The sequence below is a fragment of the Dactylosporangium roseum genome (assembly GCF_025264685.1).
Lineage (GTDB): Bacteria > Actinomycetota > Actinomycetes > Mycobacteriales > Micromonosporaceae > Dactylosporangium > Dactylosporangium roseum.
Genome location: NZ_CP073721.1, coordinates 5,181,387 through 5,204,370, shown reverse-complemented (window position 1 = coordinate 5,204,370; position 22,984 = coordinate 5,181,387). Strand labels below are relative to the sequence as shown.

Genomic DNA, 22,984 nt, shown 5'->3' with positions numbered 1-22,984 from the left:
CGTCAGGCCGGGCCCGGCAGCCACCCAGGCAGGAAACCCGTGCTGCTGTACACCCTCAAACGAATCGCCAGCGCTGTCAGCGTCATCTTAGCCACCCTCGTGGTGAGCTTCGCCCTCTTCTTCGTCGCGCCCACCGACCCCGCCGGGGCGATCTGCGGCAACCGGTGCACCCCGCAACGCGTTGCCGAGATCACCCGCAGCCTCAGCCTCGACCGCCCGGTCGCGGTGCAGTTCAGCGACTACGTCACGGGTCTGGTCGCCGGGCGGGACATCACCGTCGGCGGGACCGTGGTGCGCTGCTCGGCGCCGTGCCTGGGCTACTCGTACACCCTCGGTCAGCCGGTCACGACCCTCCTCGCCCAGGCCGTGCCGGTGACCCTGTCGATCGTCGTCGGCGCGGCCGTCGTGTACCTGGTGGTCGGGGTGCTGGCCGGGACGTTCGCCGCGCGCCGGCGCGGCACGCTCGTCGACCGGAGCACCGTCGCGGTCACCCTCACGGTGAGTTCGGTGCCGTACTTCGTCGTCGCGCTGATCGTCGCGCTGTACGCCACCGCGCTGCCGCGCTCGGCCTACCACTCGCCGCTCGACGACCCGCTCGCCTGGGCCAGCGGTCTCAGCGCCGCGTGGCTCACGCTCGGCCTCGCCAACGCCGCGGCGTACACCCGCTACTCCCGCGCCGCGATGGTCGACATCCTCAACGAGGACTTCCTGCGCACCGCCCGGGCCAAGGGTGCCTCGCCGCGCCGGGTCGTCTACCGGCACGGCCTGCGCGCCGCGCTCACCCCGGTCACCACCATTTTCGGCCTGGACCTTGCGCTGCAGCTCACCGGCGCCATCTTCACCGAGAGCATTTTCGGCCTGCCCGGGCTCGGCGTGCTCACGCTGCGCGCCTTCAACCAGTTCGACCTGCCGGTGCTCATGGGCGGGGTCCTGGTGGGCGCTGTCGTGCTGGTCGTCATGAACCTGCTGGTGGACCTGCTGTACACGGTCCTCGACCCGCGGGTGCGGCTGGCATGAGCGGTCCGGAGCGGAGCGGAGGGGCCGCTCATCATGAGCGCAGGGTGGAGCTCAGGCCCCTGGAGCGGAGCGGAGGGGGCATGAGCGGTCCGGAGCGGAGCGGAGGGGCCGCTCATCATGAGCGCAGGGTGGAGCTCAGGCCCCTGGAGCGGAGCGGAGGGGGCATGAGCGGTCCGGAGCGGAGCGGAGGGGGCCCGGTGAGCGGTCCGTTTGTTCAGGTGCGGGATCTCACCGTGCAGTTCCCGGTCGCCGGTGGGGTGGTCCGCGCGGTCCAGGGCCTCAGCTACACCGTGGAGCTGGGTCGCACGCTCGCCATCGTCGGCGAGTCCGGATCCGGCAAGAGCGCCTCCAGCCTGGCGCTGCTCGGCCTGCACGACCGGCGGCGCAGCAGCATCACCGGCTCGGTCACCATCGACGGCCAGGAGTTCATCGGCATGCCGGAGGCGGAGCTGCGCCATCACCGCGGCAACACGGCCGCGATGATCTTCCAGGATCCGCGGGCCAGCCTTCACCCGTACCTCACCGTCGGCTACCAGATCGCCGAGGCGTACCGGCTGCACCATCGCACTACCCGGCGCGCCGCCCGCGCGCACGCCGTCGACATGCTCGGCCGGGTCGGCATCCCGCACCCGGCCCGCCGCGCGGACGACTATCCCCACGAGTTCTCGGGCGGCATGTGCCAACGCGTCATGATCGCCATGGCGCTGGTCAACGACCCGAAACTGCTCATCGCCGACGAACCGACCACCGCGTTGGACGTGACCGTCCAGGCACAGATTCTCGGGCTCATCGCCGCCCTGCGCGAGGAGTTCGGCTCGGCCGTCATCCTCATCACGCACGACCTCGGCGTCGTCACCGATGTGAGTGACGACGTACTCGTCATGTACGCGGGTCGCGGTGTCGAGCACGGCCCGGTGCGCAGCGTCCTGGGCAGCCCGACCCATCCGTACACCTGGGGCCTGCTGGAAAGCCTGCCGTCGCTGTCCGGCCCGGCGGGTGGCCGGCTGCATCCCATCCCGGGCATGCCGCCGAACCTGCTCGAGCCGTTGCCCGGCTGCCCGTTCCATGCGCGGTGCGAGTTCCGCGACCGGGTCGCCGGCGGCCGGTGCCACACGCATCTGCCCGACCTCGCCGCACGCACCGGCGACGACGCGCACCGTTCCCGCTGCCACCTCGACGATCCCGACGCAATCTTCGCCGTCGAGATCGCATCCCGTCTGCTCTGAACGCCCGGAAAGGTCGACGCTGTGCCCGACGTACCCCTGCTGGAGGTCCGCGACCTCGTCAAACACTTCACCGCGCGGCCCGGCCGCGGCCGGGTCACGGTCGCGGCGGTGGACGGGGTCGCGTTCGCCCTGCGCCACGGAGAGACCCTCGGCCTGGTCGGCGAGTCGGGCAGCGGCAAGTCGACCATCGGCAGGCTCGTCACGCGGCTGCTGCGGCCGGACCGAGGGGAGATCCTGCTCGCCGGGCGCGACGTCGCGACGCTGTCCGTGCGGGCCATGCGCCCGTACCGGCGTGACGTGCAGCTCGTCTTCCAGGATCCGTACTCCTCGCTCAATCCGCGGCACACCGTCGGCGACATCCTCGGCATGGCGTTACGCGTACACGACACCGTGCCCAAGGCGCAGGTCGCGTCCCGCATCCGGGAGCTGCTCGGCCAGGTCGGCCTCGAACCCGCCCACGCCGGCCGCTACCCGCACGAGTTCTCCGGCGGGCAACGGCAGCGCATCGGTATCGCCCGCGCGCTCGCGGTCCAGCCGCGGCTCATCGTCGCCGACGAACCGGTGTCGGCGCTCGACGTGTCGATCCAGGCGCAGGTGATGAACCTGCTGGAGGACCTGCGCGCCGATCTCGGCCTGGCGTTCCTGTTCATCTCCCACGACCTCGCCGTGGTGCGGCACTTCTGCGACCGCGTCGCAGTGCTGTACCGGGGGAGGATCGTGGAGATCGGCGGCCGCGACCAGATCTACGCCGATCCCCGGCACCCGTACACGCAGACCCTCCTGGCCGCGGTTCCCGACATCGCGTGGCTGCGCGGCGGAGGAGCGCGCCGCAGCCGTGCCGCCGCGTCCGCCGCACCGGCCGCGGAGCTGGGCACGCAGCATTCCGGATGCCGGTTCCGGGCGCGTTGCCCGGTGGCCGCACCGGCCTGCGCCGAGTCCGAGCCGGCGCTCACGGTACGGGCCGACGGGCACTTGGCGGCCTGTCACGTGCGGTGACGCTCGCCGTCGCGGTCCGCCGCGTGCAGCGACACACCCTTGCCGCGCACCGTGTGCAGGTAGCGCACCCGTGCCGACGGTTCACCGAGCTTGGTCCGCAGGCGGTGCACCAGCACGTCGATCCCGTTGGTCGACGTCGTACCGCCGCGGCCGAGCCGGGTCCGCAACACCGCGCGGGACACCACGCGGCCCGGATGCTCGGCCAGGCAGGCCAGCAGATCGAACTCGGTGCGGGTGACGGCCACCGGCACACCGTCCAGCGACACCCGGCGCTCGGCCACGTCGACACGCAGCGCGCCGACCACACAGGGCGCCGGTGGCGGCGCGGCTGGTACCCGCCGCAGCAACGCACCGATCTTCGCGTCCAGCACCGCCGGCTGACCCGGCTTGGGCACGAAGCCGTCCGCGCCGCCGCGCAGCGCCTGCACCACCTTCTCCTCGATATCCTCCGCCGTGTGCAGCATCACCGGCCGGCGGGACCCGACGCACACCAGTCGCAGGAGCAGCAACCCGTCCATCGTCGGCAGGAACGGGTCGATGAGGACCACGTCCGGTCGTTGGTGGGTGTGGCAGGTGAGGTCGGCCAGCACCCGGCCGGCCGCGTGCAGTGACACGTCCGACACCACGTGCCCGTACTGTGTCAGGCCGCCCGCCAGCGTCCGGCGGTATGCGCAGTCCTCGTCGATGAGCAGGATGTTCGCCACGTCAACCACCCGAGGTCGAGGTCCGTAGATCCGCAGAATCTCACGTCCGCGCGCTCGAATCTCATAGCCGGCGCCATAGCGTCCACTGATCGCCGCGGCCCGGAACCACTCACGTAAAGGTTGCCGAAAGCTGCGGTACGGCTGAACCTGACCCTCCCATGTGGATCGGTTGTCGCCGATCTTCAGTGGTGGTTAGCGTCCATCGCCGAGCAATACATCGAAGGATGTAATCATCTCAGAGCTGGTTCGTCCTTCGGCTCGCCGAAACCCCCAAGGAGATCGCGTGACCACAAGTCAGATCCGCCGAAGAATGGCCCGGTTGTCCGGCGCGGCGCTGCTGCTCGCTCTCGCGAGCGGGCTGGCGGCGGTGCCGGCCGCCGCCGGTCCGGCCGTACCCTCCGGCGGGGCGGCCGCCGCGCCCCACAGCACGCAGGCCCCGCCCACCGCGGCCGACCCGGCCACCAGCGACGAACACGTCTCGAAGCAGGCGCAGCCGGCCAACCGCCGCGCGCCGCAACCGTCGTCGAAGACCGCCACCCGGACCGACTACGACCTGAAGGACAACAACGCGCGTCGGGCCCGCCCGTCCGACCGCACGTCCCTCGCGGCGGCGGCTACCTGTAGCGCCGCGGATTTCACCAGCCGTAGCGGATCGGCGCTGGTGAGTCAGATCAAGGCGTCCTCGATCGACTGCATCAACAGCCTGTTCAGCCTCTCCGGCAGCGACGCCTACTACGCCTTCCGCGAGGCGCAGATGGCCTCCGTCGCCTATGCGGTGCGTGACGGTTCGTCGAGCTACCCCGGCAACTCCAGCACGGGCATGCCGCAACTGGTGCTGTACCTACGTGCCGGCTACTACGTGCAGTGGTACGACACCTCGGTGGGTACCTACGGGGCGTCGCTGCAGACGGCCATCCGGTCGGGCCTGGACGCGTTCTTCGCCAGCTCGCACGCCTGGGACGTCACCGACGCCAACGGTGAGACTCTCTCCGAGGCGGTCACGCTGATCGACAGCGCCCAGGAGAACGCCCGCTACCTGTACGTCGTCAACCGCCTGCTGACGAACTACAACACGTCCTACAACACGTCGTGGTACATGCTCAACGCGGTCAACAACGTCTACACCGTGCTGTTCCGGGGCCACCAGGTCCCCGCGTTCGTCACCGCGGTGCAGTCCGACCGGACCGTGCTGGACAACCTGTACAACTTCGCCCAGAGCCACCTCGACCTGCTGGGTACCGACAACGCCTTCCTGACCTCGAACGCGGGCCGGGAGCTGGGCCGGTTCCTCCAGGAGGCCCCGCTGCAGTCCACCGTCCGGCCGCTGGCCCTCGGACTGCTGAACATGAGCAACATCTCCGGCCGGACCGCGGCCCTGTGGGTCGGCGTGGCCGAGATGACGCAGTACTACGACGCGGCGAACTGCAGCTACTACAACACCTGCAACCTCTCCGCCCGGCTCATGAGCACGGTGCTGCCGATCAACTACACCTGCAGCTCGTCGATCAAGATTATCGCGCAGAGCATGACCTCCTCGGAGCTCAGCTCGTCCTGCAGCAGCCTGCTGTCGCAGGACGCGTACTTCCACAGCGTGGTGTCCGACCCCGGCCCGGTCTCCGGTGACGTGAACACGGACATCGAGGTCGTGGTGTTCGACTCCAGCACCGACTACCAGACCTACGCCGGTGCGATCTACGGCATCGACACCAACAACGGCGGTATGTACCTGGAGGGCAACCCGTCGGACCCGAACAACCAGGCGCGGTTCATCGCCTACGAGGCCGAGTGGGTGCGCCCGACCTTCCAGATCTGGAACCTCAACCACGAGTACACGCACTACCTCGACGGCCGTTACAACATGTACGGCGACTTCAACGCGAACATCACCACGCCGACCATCTGGTGGATCGAGGGCTTCGCCGAGTACATCTCGTACTCGTACCGCAACGTGGTCTACACCAGTGCGCAGACGCAGGCCGGCTACCACACGTACACGTTGCGGACATTGTTCGACACCACGTACAGCCACGACCAGACCCGGATCTACAACTGGGGCTACCTGGCCGTGCGGTACATGCTCCAGTCGCACCGCTCCGACATGATGACCGTGCTGGGCTACTACCGGACCGGGGCGTTCACCACCGCCCGGACCTACCTGACCAACACCATCGGCAGCCGGTACGACTCGGACTTCTACGCCTGGCTGACCCGCTGCTCGACCGGTGACTGCGGCGGCAGCACCACCCCGCCGACCAACCAGCCGCCGACCGCGTCGTTCAACGTCTCGGCGACCGGGCTCACCGCCAGCTTCACCGACCTGTCCACCGACAGCGACGGCAGCATCGCGTCCCGCCAGTGGAGCTTCGGCGACGGCACCACCTCCACCGCCACCAACCCGAGCAAGACCTACAGCACGGCCGGCACCTACACGGTCACCCTGAAGGTCACCGACAACCAGGGCGCCACCGCCACGACCAGCCAGTCGATCTCGGTCTCCACCGGCGGCGGCACCACGCTGCCGGAGTGCACCGGCTCCGACGCCCGCACGCTGGACCGCAACTGCCAGCGCTCCAACCGCTCCGCCACGGCTGGCAACTACGACTACCTCTACATCTACCTGCCGTCCGGGGTGACCAGCCTGACCATCGCCGCCAGCGGTGGCACCGGCAACTGCGACCTGTACTACAACTCGTCGAGCTGGGCGACGACCAGCAGCTTCACCCGGTCGTCCACCGGCACCACCAACGCCGAGACCCTGACCATCACCAACCCGCCCGCCGGCTACAACTACATCAGCCTGTACGGCAAGACCGCCTGCTCGGGCGTCACCGTCAGCACCCGCTACTAACCGCACCCGCTCCGCGACGCTCCCCGTGCCGCACCATGGCACGGGGAGCGTTGTTGTGTTCGGCCTCGACCCTTCGCCCTCAGGCGAGGTACAGCGCGCACAGGTCCGGCTGGCCGAACTGCGGATGGATGAATCCGTTGCGCACGTTCGCGCCGGCCATCCGCAACGCCTTGATGTAGAACACCGGGATGCTGACCGCCTTGGCCTGGATCGCCTCGTCCAGCGCACCCCACAACCGGTACTGCCGCTCCAGGTTCGACTCGGCCAGCGCGTCGTCGATCATGGCGTTGATCTGCGGGTCGTTGAAGTTGGCGTAGTTGGTGTTGCCCGCGGATCCGTCCTTCGGCACGTGCCGGCCGTCGAACTGCGGCGGGATCACCGCCGAGCCGTTCGGCCAGTCCGGCACCCAGCCGGCCCACATCATGTCGTTACCGTTGGCCGGGTTGCCGATGCCGGTGGAGTAGTACGACTGCGAGGGGTACGGTCTGCGGACGACCTCGATCCCGACGCGCTGGTACGACTCCACCACGGTGCTGATCGCCCGAGCGACGTCGCTCGAGTTCGGGTATGCCAGCCGGATGCGGGTCGGGCACGGCCGGTCCGCCGCGGCCTGCTGCAGCATCCGCATCGCGCGCTCCGGGTCGCCGTCCGGGTTCGCGAGTGAGCCGTAGAGGTCGAACTCGCGGTGCGACTTCAACTGCGGCGCCAGCATGGTCGCGGCGAACTCCCCGACGACGAAGCCACCGAGCGCGGAACGCAGTCGTCGCTTGTTCAGCGCGTAGGTGAGCGCCTGCCGGCAGGTGAGGTCTGGAATCGTACGCGTGTTCAGCGCGAAGTAGCGCACCCCGCCGGTGCTGCCGACGACCGCCCGGCGGGCCAGCACCGGATCGTTGATGATCTGCTGGACGAAGTTCGGCGCCGCGTCCCGGTCGATCGCGATCGTGTCCGCCCACGTGCCGGCGCTGTCGATGAGGTTCGCGGTCACCACGGTGGTGTCGTTGCGCCAGGTGATCACGATCCGGTCGGGGTGTGCGCCCCGAACTGTGTCGGTGCGCCGCTGCCAGAACGGATTGCGGGTCAGCACCAACTCCTGCGCCGTCGACGACTCGACCTTGTACGGCCCGTTGGCGAAGGGGCGGCGGTCGTAGGCCTCTTTCGTGTCCTTCGCCGCGGGCACCGGCGCGAACACCGACAGCGCCACGGCGTAGCCGAAGTCGCCGACCGGCTGCTTGAGACGGAAGCGGATGCTCTGCGGCGTCAAGCATTCGATCGAGCGCAAGCCGGCGTCGTCGGCGCTCGCCGCGAACGGGCCGGTGTACGGCTGCCGGTTCGGTTGCAGGTACTGGCTGGGATACTGCGCCCCGTCGGCGAACTGCGGCGCGAAGCTGCGCTGGATGCCGTACTTCACGTCGGCGCACGTCACCGGGCTGCCGTCCTCCCACCGCACGCCGTCCTTGAGCGTGAAGTCCCACACCTGGTTGCGCTCGCTCGGGCGGCCCGCGTCCGTCGCGAGATCCCCGACGACCTCGCTCGCCCCGGCGCCCGGCACCGACCGGAACGTGGTCAACGTCCGGGTCAGCAACCGGCTGACGTTGGCCTCGGTGACCGCGTACACGCGCTGCGGGTCGAGGTGCGCCAGCGCGCCACCGATCACCACGTGCAGGGTGCCGCCGTCGCGCGGGACCGGCTGCCGGTCGTCGCCGTGCTTGTCCTGACAGGCACTCAGAACGAGCGCGGCGACGAGCATGACACCGACCCCGGACCGGGCCGCGTGCCGGATCGGCGGCGGGACGGTTCGCGGTCGGGTGGTCGTCGGTAAGGCCGGCGGGACGGTTGCCGACGGCGTCGGGCGCAGCACCTGCATGGCGACCCCCGGTCTCGGCGGGGCCGGCGCGGCCCCGTGCGGGTTCTGATCTCTACGCAGCGTGCGATGTTATCTGTAACACATTACATTGTCCAAGCGGGGTCGTTCGCCGCACCTTGGAGGTGCCGAGAAGGTCGGCGCGCAGCCATAGCGAATTCCTATGTCGCGGCTGATGAGCCCAGCCGTGTCGTCGGTGCGATCCTGGACCTCGCACGCCGGTCCGGGGGGGGTAGAGCTGCTTCCGGGTCACCGGGAGCAGCTTTCCGTCCAGCGCGACCTCGACCTCGTGGAAGGAACCCGTGACTCAGCCGCCTCTGCGTACCGGCAGCCATGACCTCCCTGTCAGTCATACCCTGGCCGAGTTCATGCGAACCGGCTGGGCGGACACCGAACAGGCCGACCTGCCCGCGGACCCCGTCGCGCCGTACACGCGCGCACGCCGGGAGCGGCTCCACACGCTGTTCGCCGGCCACCGCCTGGTGGTGCCGGCCGGCGGCGACGTGCGCCGCAGCAACGACACCGACTTCCGGTTCCGCCCGCACTCCGGCTACACATGGCTCACCGCGGACCAGTCCTCCGACGGCGTCCTGGTCATCGCGCCGGACGGCTCCGCCACACTGTTCCTGCGCCCCCGCAGCGACCGCAAGGACGACGAGTTCTACCGCGACCGCCGGTACGGCGAACTGTGGAACGGCCGGCGTCTCACCCTGCTGGAAAGCGCGCGGCGCTACGGCATTCCCACCCGGCACATCGCCGAGCTGGAGCATGAGCTGCGGCTGGCCGCGCCGACGCTCGTCCTGCGGGACGTGGACCCGCGGGTCGACCGGCTGGTACCGGCGAACGACAGCGGCGCAGACGCCGAGTTCGCCGCGGCGCTGGACGAGCTGCGGCTGGTCAAGGACGACTGGGAGATCGCGCAGTTGGAGCACGCGGTCGCCGCCACCACCCGCGGGTTCGAGGACGTCGTTCGCGCGTTGCCGCAGGCACGTGGCACGTCGGAGCGATACCTGGAAGGCGTCTTCTGGCTGCGGGCCCGCGTGGAGGGCAACGACGTCGGGTACCACTCGATCGTCGCGGCCGGCGCCCACGCCGCCACCCTGCACTGGACCAGCAACGACGGCCCGGTCCGCGACGGCGACCTGCTGCTGCTCGACGCGGGGGTCGAGACCCGCACGCTGTACACCGCCGACATCACGCGGGTCCTGCCGATCTCCGGCCGGTTCACCCCGCTGCAACGGGACCTGTACGAGCTGTGCCGGCAGGCCAACGACGTGGCACTGGCCTGCCTGCGCCCCGGCGCCCCGTTCCGGGCCTTCCACCGGGCGGCCATGGCGGTGCTCGCACAGGGGTTGGAAGACCTCGGTGTCCTGCCGTGCACGGCCGCCGAGGCGCTCGAGGAGGAGTCCGGCGTCCACCGCCGGTGGACCCTGTGCGGGTCGGGACACATGCTCGGCCTGGACGTGCATGACTGCGCCGCGGCGCCGGCCGACCGGTACCTTGACGGTGTGCTCGAACCCGGGCACGTCCTGACCGTCGAGCCGGGCCTGTACTTCCAGCCCGACGACGAGCTCATCCCGGCCGAACTGCGCGGCATGGGATTCCGCATCGAGGAGGACATCCTGATCACCGAGGACGGCTACCGGATCCTGTCGGCCGATCTGCCGCGCACCGCCGCGGACGTCGAGAACTGGATGCATCGCGTCGCCTCTTGACGCGGAGGTGGGTTCGTCGCCCCCTGCCGCTCCACCCATCACCGTCGAACCGGCGCCGGGAGGCCGTCCGAAATGCGTTCCAGGCACATCTTCCACGCGGTGGACTCGCACACCGAAGGCATGCCGACCCGGGTGATCACCGGGGGCGTCGGCGTCATTCCGGGCGACAGCATGGCCGAGCGGCGCCGGTACGTCATCGAACACCTCGACCATCTTCGGACGCTGCTGATGTACGAGCCGCGCGGACACGCCGCGATGAGTGGTGCGATCCTGCAACCGCCGATCCGCCCGGACGCGGACTGGGGCGTGGTGTACATCGAGGTGTCCGGATGTCTGCCGATGTGCGGGCACGGCACGATCGGCGTGGCGACCGTCCTGGTCGAGACCGGCATGGTCCCGGTCGTGGAGCCGATCACCACGATCAGGCTGGACACCCCCGCCGGGCTCGTCGTCGTCGACGTGCGCGTTCAGGACGGCGCCGCGACCGACGTCACGCTCACCAACGTGCCGTCGTACCTGGACGCGGCCGACCTCACCGTCGCCGTCAGCGGTTTCGGCGACGTCCGCTACGACATGGCCTACGGCGGCAACTTCTACGCCATCCTGCCGCTGGAGCGGCTGGGGCTGCCGTTCGAGCGCGGTGCCGCGGGGAGGATTCTCGACGCCGGACTGGCCGTCATGGCGGCGATCAACGAACAGCGCAGGCCGGTGCACCCCGAGGATCCGAGCATCGCCGGCTGCCGGCACGTCTATCTCGCCGCACCGGGCTCGGACGCCACCCGGTCGCGGCACGCGATGGTGATCCATCCCGGCTGGTTCGACCGGTCGCCGTGCGGCACCGGTACCAGCGCGCGGATGGCCCAGCTCCACAGCCGTGGCGAACTGCCGTTGCACACCGACTTCCGCAACGAGTCGTTCATCGGCAGCCGGTTCACCGGGCGGCTCACCGCGACGACGGACGTGGCCGGCAGGCCCGCCGTCATCCCGGCGATCACCGGCCGTGCCTGGATCACCGCGACGGCGCAGTACCTGCTCGATCCCACCGACCCCTTCCCGAAGGGCTTCCTGCTGTGAATTCCGTGCGGAGCCGGTCACCGCAGCAACCGGACGACATCGTCATCACTGTCCCTGCCGCCGGCATGAGCGGCGTCGTGGCCACCGTCGAGCGAGTCCGGCTGGTGCAACGCGAGTGGGGTAAGCGCCCGGCCGCCGAACGCGGCGCCGCGCTCACCGCGGCGGCGCAGCGGGTGCACGCCGCCCGTGACGAGCTCATCGCGCTCGCCGTCCGGGAGGTCGGCAAGCCGGTCACCGAGGCGACCGCCGAACTGGACCGCACCGTGGCGATCCTGCGGTACTACGCACAGCAGGTCTTCGACCCGGCGGGTGCGGTGTTCGAGCCGACCGGGACGGGGCTGCTGTACACCCGGCGCCGCCCGCGCGGCGTCGCGGGACTCATCACGCCGTGGAACTTCCCGTTCGCCATCCCGGTGTGGAAGGCCGCGCCCGCGCTCGCCGCGGGCAACGGTGTCGTGCTCAAGCCCGCGCCGCAGGCGACCGCGTGCGCCATCCGGCTGTTCGACCTGCTGGCCGGCGCGCTGCCGGAGGGGCTCGTCGCGGTCGTTCCCGGCTACGCGACGGAAGGCCAGGTGCTGACCTCCACCACCGACGTCGTGTCGTTCACCGGTTCGGTGCACGCCGGAACGGTGGTGGCGGCGCGGGCGGTCACCACCGGCATCCCGGTGCAGGCGGAGATGGGCGGACACAACCCGGCGATCGTCCTGCCGGACGCCGACCTCGACCGCGCCGCCCGGCACATCGTCGCCGCCGCCTACGGCTTCGCCGGACAGAAATGCACAGCCACGCGCCGGATCATCAGCGTCGGCGCGGCCACCGAGCCGCTGCGTGAGGCGCTGCTCATGGCGATCGACGAACTGCCCTGCGGTGACCCGGCCGATCCGAAGACCGCGTGCGGCCCGGTGATCGACGAGGCCGCCCGCGTCCGGCTGCTCGCCGCGGCGCAGGAGGTCCGAGAGGCGGGGGGGTTCGTGCTGGCCGGCGGCACCGCGTCGGACAACCTCGTCGCGCCGGTGCTCGCCGGCGGGCTCTCCGAAGGCCACGCGCTGGCCCGGCACGAGACGTTCGGACCGTTCTGCCTGCTACAGTCGGCCGCCGACCTGCCGACCGCGGTCGCGATGGCCAACTCCGGCACGTACGGGCTGGTGAGCGCGGTCTACACCGCAGACCTGGGAAACGCGCTGCACCTTGTCGATGAGCTGCACACCGGGCTGGTGAAGGTGAACGCGCCGAGCACCGGCGTGGACTTCCACCTGCCGTTCGGTGGTGCCAAGGCGTCCAGCTACGGCCCGCCGGAACAAGGCAAGACAGCGATGGACTTCTACACCGCCGTGCGGACCGTGACCGTCCAGGCGAACTGATGCCGGACGGCGCGCCTTGACGCGCGGCGATCCGAGCTCTACGGTCTGCACCACAACCGCATATCGGCTGTCGACCCGCAGCGGGAGAGCCCTCGATCGTTCGAGGCGCCGAAGGAGCAATCCTCCCCGGGAATCTCTCAGGCACAGGTACCGCTGCGGCGAGGCGACTCTGGAAAGTCAGGACACTGTCCTGCGCCAACGGTGCAAACCGCTGAAGCACGGCGGTGAAGCTCTCAGGCTCCGATGACAGAGCGGGGAGGTCACCCATCGGTGCCGCAGCCGCGGCATCAACACCAGGGAGCCTCTCGTGGCCGAGCACCGCAGTCCGCCCCCCGACGCGCACCGCGTCCCGGGCGCCACCTTCACCTTCGCCGGCTGGACGACGCCGCTGCGGCACAGCAGCGAGCCGCTCGAACACCATGCCGTGTGGGGTGCTGTAGCCATGGCGTACGCCGAGCCGGCGTGCGGCCTGCGCGGCAACCATGTCGACGTGGAAGTTGCCACCATGCCCTTCGTCCGGAGATGAGTGCCATGCCTTCGATTCCCCGTGACCTGCGGTACACCACCGACCATGAGTGGCTCACGATCGGCGACGACGTGTCCGTCGCCGGCGTGACCGCCATCGCCGCCGAGGCGCTCGGTGACGTCGTGTACCTGGATCTGCCCGAGGTCGGCACCACGCTGCGCGCCGGTGAGCCGTGCGGTGAGATCGAGTCCACAAAGGCCGTCAGCGAGCTGTACGCCCCCGCCGACGGTGTCGTCGTCGAGGTCAACGCCGAGGTGGTCGCCGAACCTGGCCTGCTCAACGCGGAGCCGTACGGCCGGGGCTGGCTGCTGCGGCTGCGGATCACCGGCGCACCCGACCTGCTCGACGCGCACGCCTACGCCGCCCTGGTCGGGGCCGAGGTCGAGGAGCTGCGGTGACCGGGCTACTCGACCAGGAGCTCGCCGCAGTCGATCCCGAGGTCGCCGCGGCGCTCGACCGGGAGCTATGCCGGCAGCAGGACACCCTGGAGATGATCGCGTCGGAGAACTTCGCGCCGGTCGCGGTGCTCCAGGCGCAAGGCAGCGTGCTGACCAACAAGTACGCCGAGGGATACCCGGGCCGGCGCTACTACGGCGGGTGCGAGCACGTCGACGTGGTGGAGCGCCTCGCGATCGATCGGGCGCGGGAGCTGTTCGGCGCCGAGTACGCCAACGTGCAACCGCACTCGGGCGCGCAGGCCAACGCGGCGGCCATGGCGGCGTTGCTCGAGCCCGGCGACACGATCCTCGGTCTCGACCTCGCGCACGGCGGCCACCTCAGCCACGGCATGCGGCGCAACTTCTCCGGCCTGCTGTACCGGGCGGTGCCGTACCACGTGCGCGAGCACGACGGCCTCGTCGACGTGGACGAGGTCCGCGACCTCGCCCGCGCGCACCGCCCCAAGATGATCATCGCCGGGTGGTCGGCGTACCCGAGGCAGCTCGACTTCGCCGAGTTCCGCCGGATCGCCGACTCGGTCGGGGCGCTGCTCATGGTCGACATGGCGCACTTCGCCGGGCTCGTCGCCGCCGGGCTGCACCCCGATCCGGTGCCGCACGCCGACGTGGTCACCACGACCACGCACAAGACGCTCGGCGGCCCGCGCGGCGGGGTGATCCTGTCCACCGCCGAGCACGCGAAGAAGCTCGCCTCCGCCGTCTTCCCCGGCCAGCAGGGCGGGCCCCTGGAGCACGTCATCGCCGCCAAGGCGGTGGCGTTCCGGGTCGCCATGTCGGAGGAGTTCCGCGCGCGGCAGGCGCGCACCCTGCAAGGCGCGCGCATCCTCGCGGATCGGCTGTGCGCCGCCGACGCCGCCGCGGCGGGCGTGCGTGTCCTGACCGGCGGCACCGACGTCCACCTGGTGCTCGTCGACCTTCGGGCATCCGAGCTCGACGGCCGGCAGGCCGAGGACCGGCTGCACGCCATCGGCATCACCGTCAACCGCAACGCGGTGCCGTTCGACCCCAGGCCCCCGATGGTCACCTCCGGCCTGCGCATCGGTACCGCGGCGCTGGCCACCCGCGGCTTCGAGGCGGACGACTTCAGCGAGGTCGCCGACATCATCGCGCAGGCGCTGCGGCCGACGCTCGACGCCGCGGCCATGGCCCTCCTGCGCGCCCGCGTCGGCGGGCTGGTGTCCCGGCGGCCGCTGTATCCCCGGCTCGGCGCGGTGTCGCACGAGGGTGTGCCGGCATGACGATCAGCGTCTTCGACCTCTTCACGGTCGGCATCGGCCCGTCGAGTTCACACACGGTCGGCCCGATGAAGGCCGCCCGGCTCTTCGCCGAGTCGCTGCGGCACAACGGGCTGCTCGACGCGACGGCACGGGTCCGGGCGGAGCTGTACGGCTCCCTCGGCGCGACCGGACGCGGGCACGGCAGTGACAAGGCGGTCCTGCTCGGGCTGGAGGGCGACGACCCCCAGACAGTCGACGTCGACACCACGGACGGCCGGATCGCGGCGATCCGCGCGTCGCGCCGGCTGCGGCTGCTCGGTGTCCGCGACATCACTCTCGACCCGGACACGGACCTCGTCTTCAACCGCCGGGTGACGCTGCCGGTGCACCCCAACGGCATGCGGTTCACCGCCTACGACGAGACCGGCGCCGAACGGTGCGAGCGGACGTACTACTCCGTCGGCGGCGGATTCGTGGTGGACGGCGACGCGCACGGCGTCGACCGGATCAAGCCCGACGAGACGGCGGTGACCTACCCGTTCACCACCGGCGTGGAGCTGCTGGCGTGGTGCCGGCGGACCGGATCGGCCATCAGCCAGGTCATGCTCGCCAACGAACGCTCCTGGCGGGCCGACACCGCCGTCCGGGACGGCTTGCTGCACCTGTGGTCGGTGATGGCGGCGTGCGTCCAGCGCGGCATGCACAGCGAGGGGGTGCTGCCCGGCGGTCTGCGCGTGGTCCGCCGCGCACCCGCACTGCTGCGGAGGCTGGTCGACGACCCGGCCACGATCGATCCGTTGCGCGCGCTGGACTGGGTGAGCCTGTTCGCGTTGGCGGTGAACGAGGAGAACGCCGCCGGCGGCCGGGTGGTCACCGCACCGACCAACGGCGCGGCCGGCATCGTGCCGGCGGTGCTGCACTACTACCGGTGGTTCGTTCCCGGCGCCGACGACGAGGGCACCGTCCGGTTCCTGCTCACCGCCGGCGCGATCGGATTGCTGTACAAGGAGAACGCCTCGATCTCCGGCGCCGAGGTCGGCTGCCAGGGTGAGGTCGGCTCGGCCTGTTCGATGGCCGCCGGGGCACTGTGCGAGGTCCTCGGCGGCACCCCGGAACAGGTGGAGAACGCGGCCGAGATCGGCATGGAGCACAATCTCGGCCTCACCTGCGACCCTGTCGGCGGTCTCGTGCAGGTGCCCTGCATCGAACGTAACGCGATGGCGGCGATCCAGGCGATCAGCGCCGCCCGGATGGCGCTGCAGGGGGACGGCACCCATGTGGTGAGTCTTGACAAGGTCATCAAGACCATGCGCGACACCGGCAGGGACATGAAGGACAAGTACAAGGAGACGGCCAGAGGCGGCCTGGCGGTCAACGTCGTCGAATGCTGACCCCTCATCCCCCTTGTTGCGTTGATCTTGCAGTTGTGGTGCCTGACAAACCGGGCATTCAGGGAGCGTCCCGGCACCACGACTGCAAGATCAACGCAACAAGGGCGGGCGGTGGGGATACGGCCCTAGCTGATGACGGCCTGGGGGGTTGCGGACGTGCCGCGCCGGGAGTGTTTGCGGTTGTACATCCGTTCGTCGGCGCGTTGCATCAGCGCGGAGGTGGTGGCGCCGTCGTGGGGCGCGGTGGCGGTGCCGATGCTCGCTCCCACGGAGGCGCGCCCTCCGGCGACGACGATCGGTTCGGCGACGCGCCGGCAGATGTCGTCGACGACGTCGTCCAACACCGCTCGCGACGCGACGTCGCGCAGGAGCACGACGAACTCGTCGCCACCGAGCCGAGCGATCGTGTTCGGTGCCTGGACCATCTCGCCCAGGCGTCTGGCCGTCTCCTGCAACAGCAGGTCGCCGACGTCGTGCCCCAGGGTGTCGTTGACCGCCTTGAATCCGTCGAGGTCCACGAAGAGAATCGCGACCAGCTCGTCCGCCCGGCGAAGCGTCAGCGCCTCGTCGGCCCGTTCGAGGAACAGGGCCCGGTTGGGCAGTTGTGTCAACGCGTCGTGCATCGCCCGCCACCGCATCGTCGCGATGAGGTCGATGGTGCGCAGTGCCGCCGACGCGGTCGCCGCGAGCGCGGCCAGCGCCCGCCCGTCCTCGGCGCCGAAGTTTTCGTTGGTGGCGCGGCGCTCGGCGACCAGCCGCAGCCGGGTGCCGTCCGGCCGGTGGACGACCGCGTGGATCTCGCCCCTGCCCGCCGGCCGGTCGGTGAACTGGACATGCCGGGACCGCAGCATGCGTGCCGCGTGGTCGAGCGTGCCCTGCAAGATCTCGGACGGGTCGGCGCACTGTTGCAGGTGCAGCACCGCGTCGGAGAGCACCGAGCTGCGGATGTTCGCCAACTGGGAGCGGACCAGCGCGCGGGAGACCACCATGAGCATGCCGATCGGTACCACCAGCAACGCGGCGGCGGCCGGCGCGTCGCGGATGATCGCGATGGTCAGGCACGCCAGCGCGCCTTGCGCGCAGCCGACCAGGAACTCCACGCCGAAGCTCGCGCGGAACAGCGCCAACGGGTTGCGGCCCCGGCTGAAGTATGCGGTCACGGCGACGACGGCGAGCGTGCCCACCTCGCCGAGGATGCCGAGGGTCAGCGCGGTGGCCAGCAACTGGGGGAAGCCGCTCAGCCACGCCTCGATGAACGGCTTGACCGTGATGACACCCGCCCACACCGCCGTCGCGGCGGTGAGGTGGGCCACCCGGACCATGGTGTTCATGGACAGTGTCCAGCACGCGACGATCATCCCGACCGCGACGCACTGCACGGCGACACCAAACGGCACCACGTGCGCCACGACCACGTATACCGTGGTGTCGAGCAGGATCGTCACCTCGCCGCGGAACCCGGACATGACCAAGGGGGACCGGGCGGCCATCGCCAGCACGAGCGCGGTCAACGCGATCGCGGCGGCCTGGAGTTGCAACACCTGCGGCCGATCGATCTCCCGGGCGGACTGCATGCCGGACAGCACCAGGACGGCGACGCCGATGACGGCCGACACGGCGGTGAAGGCGCGAAACGCCGGTCGCTCCTCCGGGAGCCGTTGCGCACTCATCGGATCACCTCATCCGCGTCATGGCCTTCCTGCCGCAACCGCAAGCTCGGGACCTGCACGGCGACTAGTTCATCGGCGGCGCACATCCACACATGAGCGACTCGACCTCGCCCGGCGCTATTTTGGCGCGGTGGCGGTCGAATGTGCAGGCTCGGGACGGTCGGCCCAGATTCCGCGTACGTGCCGCAGATGGCGGCGGGTGTGCTCCACGATCGCACGTTCGTTCCTGGTGCGCAGCAACTCCACCAGTTGCAGATGTTCACTCGCCGAGTCGATCAGCGTGCCCTCGCTGAGCAGGGTGCCCAGACCGTACAGCCGGCTGCGGTTGCGCAGGTCGGCGACCAGGGCGGCGAGTCGCGCGTTGCCGGCGAAGGTGAGCAGCGTGACGTGGAACGCCGTGTCGGCCTCGATGTACGCGACGACGTCCGACCTGCGTGCGGCCTCGACGATGGCCTCCGCCAGCGACAGCAGGTGCAGGAGCTGTTCGTCGGTGAGCCGGCCGGCCAGACCCGCCACGGTCGGCACCTCGAGCAGTTCGCGGATCTGGGTGATCTCGTCCAGCTCCTCGTCGGAGATCGAGTTGACCCGGAAGCCCTTGTTCTTGGCGATGGTCACCAGGTCTTCCTTGGCCAGGTCGAGGATCGCCTCGCGGACCGGGGTCGGGGACACGCCGAACTCGCTCGCCAGCGTCGGTGCGGAGTACAGCACGTCCGGGCGCAACCGTCCGGCGACGATGGCGGCGCGAAGCGCCTGCGCGATGTCCTCCCGCAGGCTGCGCCGGTCTCGCATGGCCGGCAGGCCGAGGCCGGCGTCCCCGCCGGCCGGTGATGGGTCGTCCGGACGCATCCCTCGCCACCTTCCGCCTCGTCGCACCTGGGCCGGATCGCCCCGGAGGGGACGTCTGCCGGCTCGGCGCCCTGGCATTTTCGCGCACGCCGGCGCCGCCGGACAGGGCGGGTGCGGGATTCGGCCGCTGCCGGGTGGCGCGCACGATGTCCGGCCCGGTCCTCCGGCATCGAAGGCTGTTGCCATCGACAGTGCTGTGTGACATATTACTGGCGTGCTGGATGTGGCTCGCGGAACCGACGTCGTGGTGATCGGCGCCGGGATCGTCGGCGCCGCCTGCGCCTACGCCGCGTCGCGCGCGGGTCTGCGGGTGGCGGTGCTCGATCGCGGGCCGGTCATCGGCGGCACGACCGGCGCGGGGGAGGGCAACATCCTCGTCTCGGACAAGGGTCCCGGGCCGGAGCTCGATCTCGCCATGCTGTCCAGCGCACTGTGGCGGCAGTTCGGCGACGAGCACGGCGACACCGTCGAGTACGAGCCGAAGGGCGGCCTGGTCGTCGCCGCCGACGAGGCCGGCCTGGAAGCGCTGTGCCGGTTCGCCGACACGCAGCGGGCCGACGGCGTGCGGGCCGAGGTTGTCGCACCGGACGACCTGGCCGAACTGGAGCCGCACCTCGCCCCGGGACTCGCCGGCGGGGTGTGGTATCCGCAGGATGCCCAGGTGCAGCCGATGCTCGCCGCCGCCGTGCTGCTGCGGCTCGCCCGCGCACACGGCGCCGTCGTCCATCCGGACACGCCGGCGATCGCGCTGCGCCGCGGCCGGGACGGGCGGGTGACCGGTGTGGACACCCCGGGTGGCCCGATCCCGGCGGCGGCCGTGGTCAACGCGGCGGGAGTCCGGGCCGGGCACGTCGCCGAGCTCGCCGGCGTGACCGTGCCGGTGCTGCCGCGGCGGGGCTGCATCCTCGTCACCCAGCCGCTGCCGGCGATCATCCGGCACAAGGTCTACGGCGCCGGCTACACCACCGATGTCATGAGTGACTCCGCCGACCTGCAGACCTCACCCGTCGTCGAGGGCACCCGGGCCGGCACCGTGCTCATCGGCGCCAGCCGAGAGCGGGTCGGGTTCGACCGGGTGCTGCCGGTGCGGGTGCTGGCGCGGCTCGCCGCGCAGGCGATCGACCTGTTTCCCGTGCTCGCCGACGTCTCGGTCATCCGGGCCTACCTCGGCTTCCGGCCGTACCTGCCGGACCACCTGCCGGCGCTGGGTGCCGATCCCCGCGTGCCCGGACTGTTGCACGCGTGCGGCCACGAGGGCGCCGGGATCGGTCTCGCCCTCGCCACGGGGCACCTCATCGGCCAGGTGCTCGCCGGCACCGAGCCGGCACTCGACCTGCACCCGTTCCGGCCCGACCGGTTCGGCGACCCGGCAGACGCCCCGCGCCCCGGCGCGCTCACCGAGGAGGCGACATGAGTCGGCCACCCGTGCCCTGGCGGCTCGTCCGCGCCGATCCTGACCCGCCGTTCCGGATCACCGTCGACGACCGGCCGGTGCCCGCCCTGCCGGGCCAGACGATCGGTGCCGCGCTGTGGGCGGCCGGCGTGCGGAACACCCGGCACACCCGCGGCGCCGGCGACCCGCGCGGGCTGTTCTGCGGCATCGGGATCTGCTTCGACTGCCTGGTCACCGTCAACGATCGGCCGGCGCTGCGCGCGTGCCAGATCGAGGCCCGGCCCGGCGACGTCGTGCGCACCGGGACCGTCCGATGACCACGTACGACGCGGTCATCGTCGGTGCCGGCCCGGCCGGCATGTCCGCCGCCCGCACCGTGGCGGAAGCGGGCCTGCGCGTGGCGCTCGTCGACGCCGCACCGCGACTGGGCGGGCAGTACCACCGTCAGCCGCCGGCCACGTTCCACGTCACCCGGCCGGAGGCGGTGCACCACGGTTGGCGGCAGTTCGCCGCGCTGCGCGATCGCCTGGCCGGGCTCGATGGAGTCACCCACCTGCCCGATCACCACGTGTGGTCGGTCGAACGGACGGACGGCCTGGTCACCGTGCGCGCCGTGACCGACCTGCGCACACCGGTGGGCGTCACGATCCGCGGTCGGGCGCTGCTGGTCGCGACCGGCGGCTACGACCGGCAACTGCCGTTTCCCGGCTGGGACCTGCCCGGGGTGGTGACCGCCGGCGCTGCCCAGGCGCTGCTCAAGGCCAATCTGGTGCTCGCGGGACAGCGGGTGGTGGTGGCCGGGTCGGGCCCGTTCCTGCTGCCGGTGGCCGCCGGTCTCGGCCGCGCCGGCGCCACCGTGGCCGGCGTCTACGAGGCGGCGCGCACCAGCCGGTTCCTGCGACACACGCCGACCCTCGCCCGAAACGCCGGCAAGATCGTCGAGGCCGTGCGGTACCACACGTCGCTGCTGCGCCACCGCATCCCGGTACGCGGCGGATGGGCGGTCGTGGCCGCACACGGCGACGCGCGGCTGGCCGCGGTGACGGTCATGCGGCTGGACCGCGCCGGCCGTCCCGTGCCGGGCACCCGGCGCCGTGTGACATGTGACACCCTGGCGATCGGGTACGGGTTCTCCCCGCAGATCGAGCTGCTGGTGCAGCTCGGTTGCGCCACGCGCCTCGACGTCGACGGCAGCGTGGTCGCCGACGTCGACGCCGAGCAGTGCACCGACGTGCCGTCGGTCTACGCCGCCGGTGAGGTGACCGGCATCGGCGGCGCGGCACTGTCCCACATCGAAGGGACCATCGCCGGACTCGCCATCCGAGCCGCCGCCGGCCGTCCGAGCACGATCCCCGAACGGCTGCTGTCGCGCCGGGCCGCTCTGCGCCGGTTCGCCGCCGCCATGCACGACGTCTACCGGATTCCCGCCGGTTGGACCGACTGGCTCACGCCCACCACGATCGTCTGCCGCTGCGAGGAGGTCCCCGCCGGACGCGTTCGCGCGGCGGTCGAGCAGGACGGCGCCACGCAGCTACGCACCGCGAAACTGCTCACCCGCGCCGGCATGGGCTGGTGCCAGGGGCGGGTCTGCGGTCACGCCGTCTCGGCGCTCGTCAGCCGTCACGGGGGACGGCCGGCGACCCACGCCGATCTCGCCGCGTGGGCCAGCCGGCCCATCGCTCAGCCCGTACCGCTGCGTCTGCTGGCAGACGCGGCAACCGATCCGTCCGTATCGCAACCCTAGGAGAACCGTCATGGCAAGCAAGGCCTGGCATGGTGTGGTCGTGGCGACCGCACTGCCGTTCCGGGAAGATCTGTCCGTCGACCTGGACGGCTACGCCGAGCACGTACGCTGGCTCGCGCGGTCCGGCTGCGACGGTGTCGTCCCCAACGGCTCTCTGGGCGAGTACCAGGTGCTCAACGAACGCGAACGCGCCGAGGTGGTGAGTGCCGCGGTCGCCGCGGCCCCGGACGGGTTCTCCGTCGTGCCGGGTGTCGCCGCGTACGGCGCGCTCGACGCGCGGCGCTGGGCGGAGCAGGCCGCCGAGGCGGGCGCGCACGCGGTGCTGCTGCTACCGCCCAACGCCTACCGGGCCGACGAGCGTGCGGTGCTGGCGCACTACGCCGAGGTGGCCAAGGTGGGGCTGCCGGTCGTGGCCTACAACAACCCGTACGACACCCGGGTCGACCTCACCCCGGAACTGGTGGCGCGGCTGCACGCCGAGGGCTCCATCGTCGCCGTCAAGGAGTTCAGCGGCGACCCGCGCCGCGGCTACCAGCTCGCCGAACTGGCCCCCGACCTGGACGTGCTGATCGGCACCGACGACCTGGTCGTCGAAATGGCCCTGGCCGGTGCGGTCGGCTGGATCGCCGGCTTCCCCAACGCGCTGCCGGCCGCTTGCGTGCGGCTCTACCAGGCTGCCGTCGCCGGCGATCTGCACACCGCACAGCCGCTGTACCGGACGCTGCACCCGCTGCTGCGCTGGGACGCCAGGACCGAGTTCGTCCAGGCGATCAAGCTCGCCATGGACCTCGCCGGACGCCATGGGGGAGCCTGCCGCCCACCCCGGATGGAGCTGCTGCCCGACCAGGACGCGGCGGTCCGGGCCGCCACCGGGCACGCACTGGCCGCGGGACTCCACTGAGCGCTGCCGACGCCGGTCCGTGAGCCGGCCCTTGCC

Annotated in this window: 19 protein-coding genes and 2 riboswitches; of the genes, 15 read left to right on the top strand and 4 right to left on the bottom strand. The window is 71.1% G+C overall.

The features are described 5' to 3' along the window. Nucleotides 1-39: 39 nt before the first annotated feature. The 3 genes from Drose_RS24355 (at nucleotide 40) to Drose_RS24345 (ending at nucleotide 3,239) form a co-directional block, all read left to right on the top strand. Nucleotides 40-1,017 carry an ABC transporter permease gene (locus Drose_RS24355; protein ID WP_260723623.1) on the top strand — a complete coding sequence of 326 codons (978 nt, stop codon included), beginning with the start codon at nucleotides 40-42 and terminating at the stop codon, nucleotides 1,015-1,017. Between the two features lie 164 nt (nucleotides 1,018-1,181). Next, nucleotides 1,182-2,243, top strand: a complete 1,062-nt coding sequence (locus Drose_RS24350) for an ABC transporter ATP-binding protein (RefSeq protein WP_260723622.1) — start codon at nucleotides 1,182-1,184, stop codon at nucleotides 2,241-2,243. Between the two features lie 21 nt (nucleotides 2,244-2,264). After that, a complete protein-coding gene (locus tag Drose_RS24345; RefSeq protein ID WP_260723621.1) occupies nucleotides 2,265-3,239 on the top strand; it encodes an ABC transporter ATP-binding protein in 975 nt (324 codons plus the stop codon). Here the strand turns inward: Drose_RS24345 and Drose_RS24340 are convergent. Then, on the bottom strand, nucleotides 3,227-3,943 hold the full coding sequence (locus Drose_RS24340) for a response regulator transcription factor (protein ID WP_260723620.1): 717 nt from the start codon (nucleotides 3,941-3,943) through the stop codon (nucleotides 3,227-3,229). The genes Drose_RS24345 and Drose_RS24340 overlap by 13 nt on opposite strands. A gap of 283 nt (nucleotides 3,944-4,226) precedes the next feature. On the opposite strand from Drose_RS24340, the gene Drose_RS24335 reads away from it, so the two are divergent. Then, nucleotides 4,227-6,791 carry a collagenase gene (locus Drose_RS24335; protein ID WP_260723619.1) on the top strand — a complete coding sequence of 855 codons (2,565 nt, stop codon included), beginning with the start codon at nucleotides 4,227-4,229 and terminating at the stop codon, nucleotides 6,789-6,791. Nucleotides 6,792-6,870: 79 nt separating this feature from the next. Here Drose_RS24335 and Drose_RS24330 read toward each other — a convergent pair whose 3' ends face one another. Further along, nucleotides 6,871-8,655, bottom strand: coding sequence for an ABC transporter substrate-binding protein (locus Drose_RS24330; protein ID WP_260723618.1), 1,785 nt, complete (start codon nucleotides 8,653-8,655; stop codon nucleotides 6,871-6,873). Nucleotides 8,656-9,020: 365 nt separating this feature from the next. Here Drose_RS24330 and Drose_RS24325 point away from each other — a divergent pair, with 365 nt between their 5' ends. The 7 genes from Drose_RS24325 (at nucleotide 9,021) to Drose_RS24295 (ending at nucleotide 16,394) form a co-directional block, all read left to right on the top strand. Then, complete coding sequence (locus Drose_RS24325) at nucleotides 9,021-10,367, top strand: aminopeptidase P family protein (RefSeq protein WP_260723617.1); 1,347 nt, start codon at nucleotides 9,021-9,023, stop codon at nucleotides 10,365-10,367. A 72-nt stretch (nucleotides 10,368-10,439) separates the two neighbouring features. Next, nucleotides 10,440-11,441, top strand: coding sequence for a proline racemase family protein (locus Drose_RS24320; RefSeq protein WP_260723616.1), 1,002 nt, complete (start codon nucleotides 10,440-10,442; stop codon nucleotides 11,439-11,441). A gap of 65 nt (nucleotides 11,442-11,506) precedes the next feature. Further along, nucleotides 11,507-12,802 (top strand): aldehyde dehydrogenase family protein, encoded by a 1,296-nt coding sequence (locus Drose_RS24315; RefSeq protein ID WP_260723615.1) that lies wholly within the window; start codon nucleotides 11,507-11,509, stop codon nucleotides 12,800-12,802. Nucleotides 12,803-12,873: 71 nt separating this feature from the next. Then, nucleotides 12,874-12,965, top strand: a riboswitch (glycine riboswitch). Next, nucleotides 12,966-13,062, top strand: a riboswitch (glycine riboswitch). Nucleotides 13,063-13,109: 47 nt separating this feature from the next. Beyond that, nucleotides 13,110-13,328 (top strand): hypothetical protein, encoded by a 219-nt coding sequence (locus Drose_RS24310; protein WP_260723614.1) that lies wholly within the window; start codon nucleotides 13,110-13,112, stop codon nucleotides 13,326-13,328. 5 nt (nucleotides 13,329-13,333) lie between these two features. Then, nucleotides 13,334-13,726, top strand: a complete 393-nt coding sequence (gene gcvH / locus Drose_RS24305) for a glycine cleavage system protein GcvH (protein ID WP_260723613.1) — start codon at nucleotides 13,334-13,336, stop codon at nucleotides 13,724-13,726. After that, nucleotides 13,723-15,024 carry a serine hydroxymethyltransferase gene (locus Drose_RS24300; protein ID WP_260723612.1) on the top strand — a complete coding sequence of 434 codons (1,302 nt, stop codon included), beginning with the start codon at nucleotides 13,723-13,725 and terminating at the stop codon, nucleotides 15,022-15,024. Before gcvH ends, Drose_RS24300 begins: the two co-directional genes overlap by 4 nt. Then, nucleotides 15,021-16,394, top strand: a complete 1,374-nt coding sequence (locus Drose_RS24295) for an L-serine ammonia-lyase (protein ID WP_260723611.1) — start codon at nucleotides 15,021-15,023, stop codon at nucleotides 16,392-16,394. Before Drose_RS24300 ends, Drose_RS24295 begins: the two co-directional genes overlap by 4 nt. Nucleotides 16,395-16,519: 125 nt before the next feature. Here Drose_RS24295 and Drose_RS24290 read toward each other — a convergent pair whose 3' ends face one another. After that, complete coding sequence (locus Drose_RS24290; protein ID WP_260723610.1) at nucleotides 16,520-18,064, bottom strand: GGDEF domain-containing protein; 1,545 nt, start codon at nucleotides 18,062-18,064, stop codon at nucleotides 16,520-16,522. Between the two features lie 117 nt (nucleotides 18,065-18,181). Next, complete coding sequence (locus tag Drose_RS24285; RefSeq protein WP_260723609.1) at nucleotides 18,182-18,910, bottom strand: GntR family transcriptional regulator; 729 nt, start codon at nucleotides 18,908-18,910, stop codon at nucleotides 18,182-18,184. A 214-nt stretch (nucleotides 18,911-19,124) separates the two neighbouring features. On the opposite strand from Drose_RS24285, the gene Drose_RS24280 reads away from it, so the two are divergent. The 4 genes from Drose_RS24280 to Drose_RS24265 are packed head-to-tail and all read left to right on the top strand — an operon-like array spanning nucleotide 19,125 to nucleotide 22,948. Continuing rightward, nucleotides 19,125-20,324 (top strand): NAD(P)/FAD-dependent oxidoreductase, encoded by a 1,200-nt coding sequence (locus Drose_RS24280; RefSeq protein ID WP_260723608.1) that lies wholly within the window; start codon nucleotides 19,125-19,127, stop codon nucleotides 20,322-20,324. Next, entirely contained in the window at nucleotides 20,321-20,620 is a 300-nt protein-coding gene (locus Drose_RS24275) for a (2Fe-2S)-binding protein (RefSeq protein ID WP_260723607.1), read from the top strand. The genes Drose_RS24280 and Drose_RS24275 overlap by 4 nt, the downstream gene beginning before the upstream one ends. Then, entirely contained in the window at nucleotides 20,617-22,047 is a 1,431-nt protein-coding gene (locus Drose_RS24270; RefSeq protein WP_313899930.1) for an FAD-dependent oxidoreductase, read from the top strand. The genes Drose_RS24275 and Drose_RS24270 overlap by 4 nt, the downstream gene beginning before the upstream one ends. A 10-nt stretch (nucleotides 22,048-22,057) precedes the next feature. Then, nucleotides 22,058-22,948 carry a dihydrodipicolinate synthase family protein gene (locus Drose_RS24265; RefSeq protein WP_260723606.1) on the top strand — a complete coding sequence of 297 codons (891 nt, stop codon included), beginning with the start codon at nucleotides 22,058-22,060 and terminating at the stop codon, nucleotides 22,946-22,948. The last annotated feature ends 36 nt before the right edge of the window (nucleotides 22,949-22,984 follow it).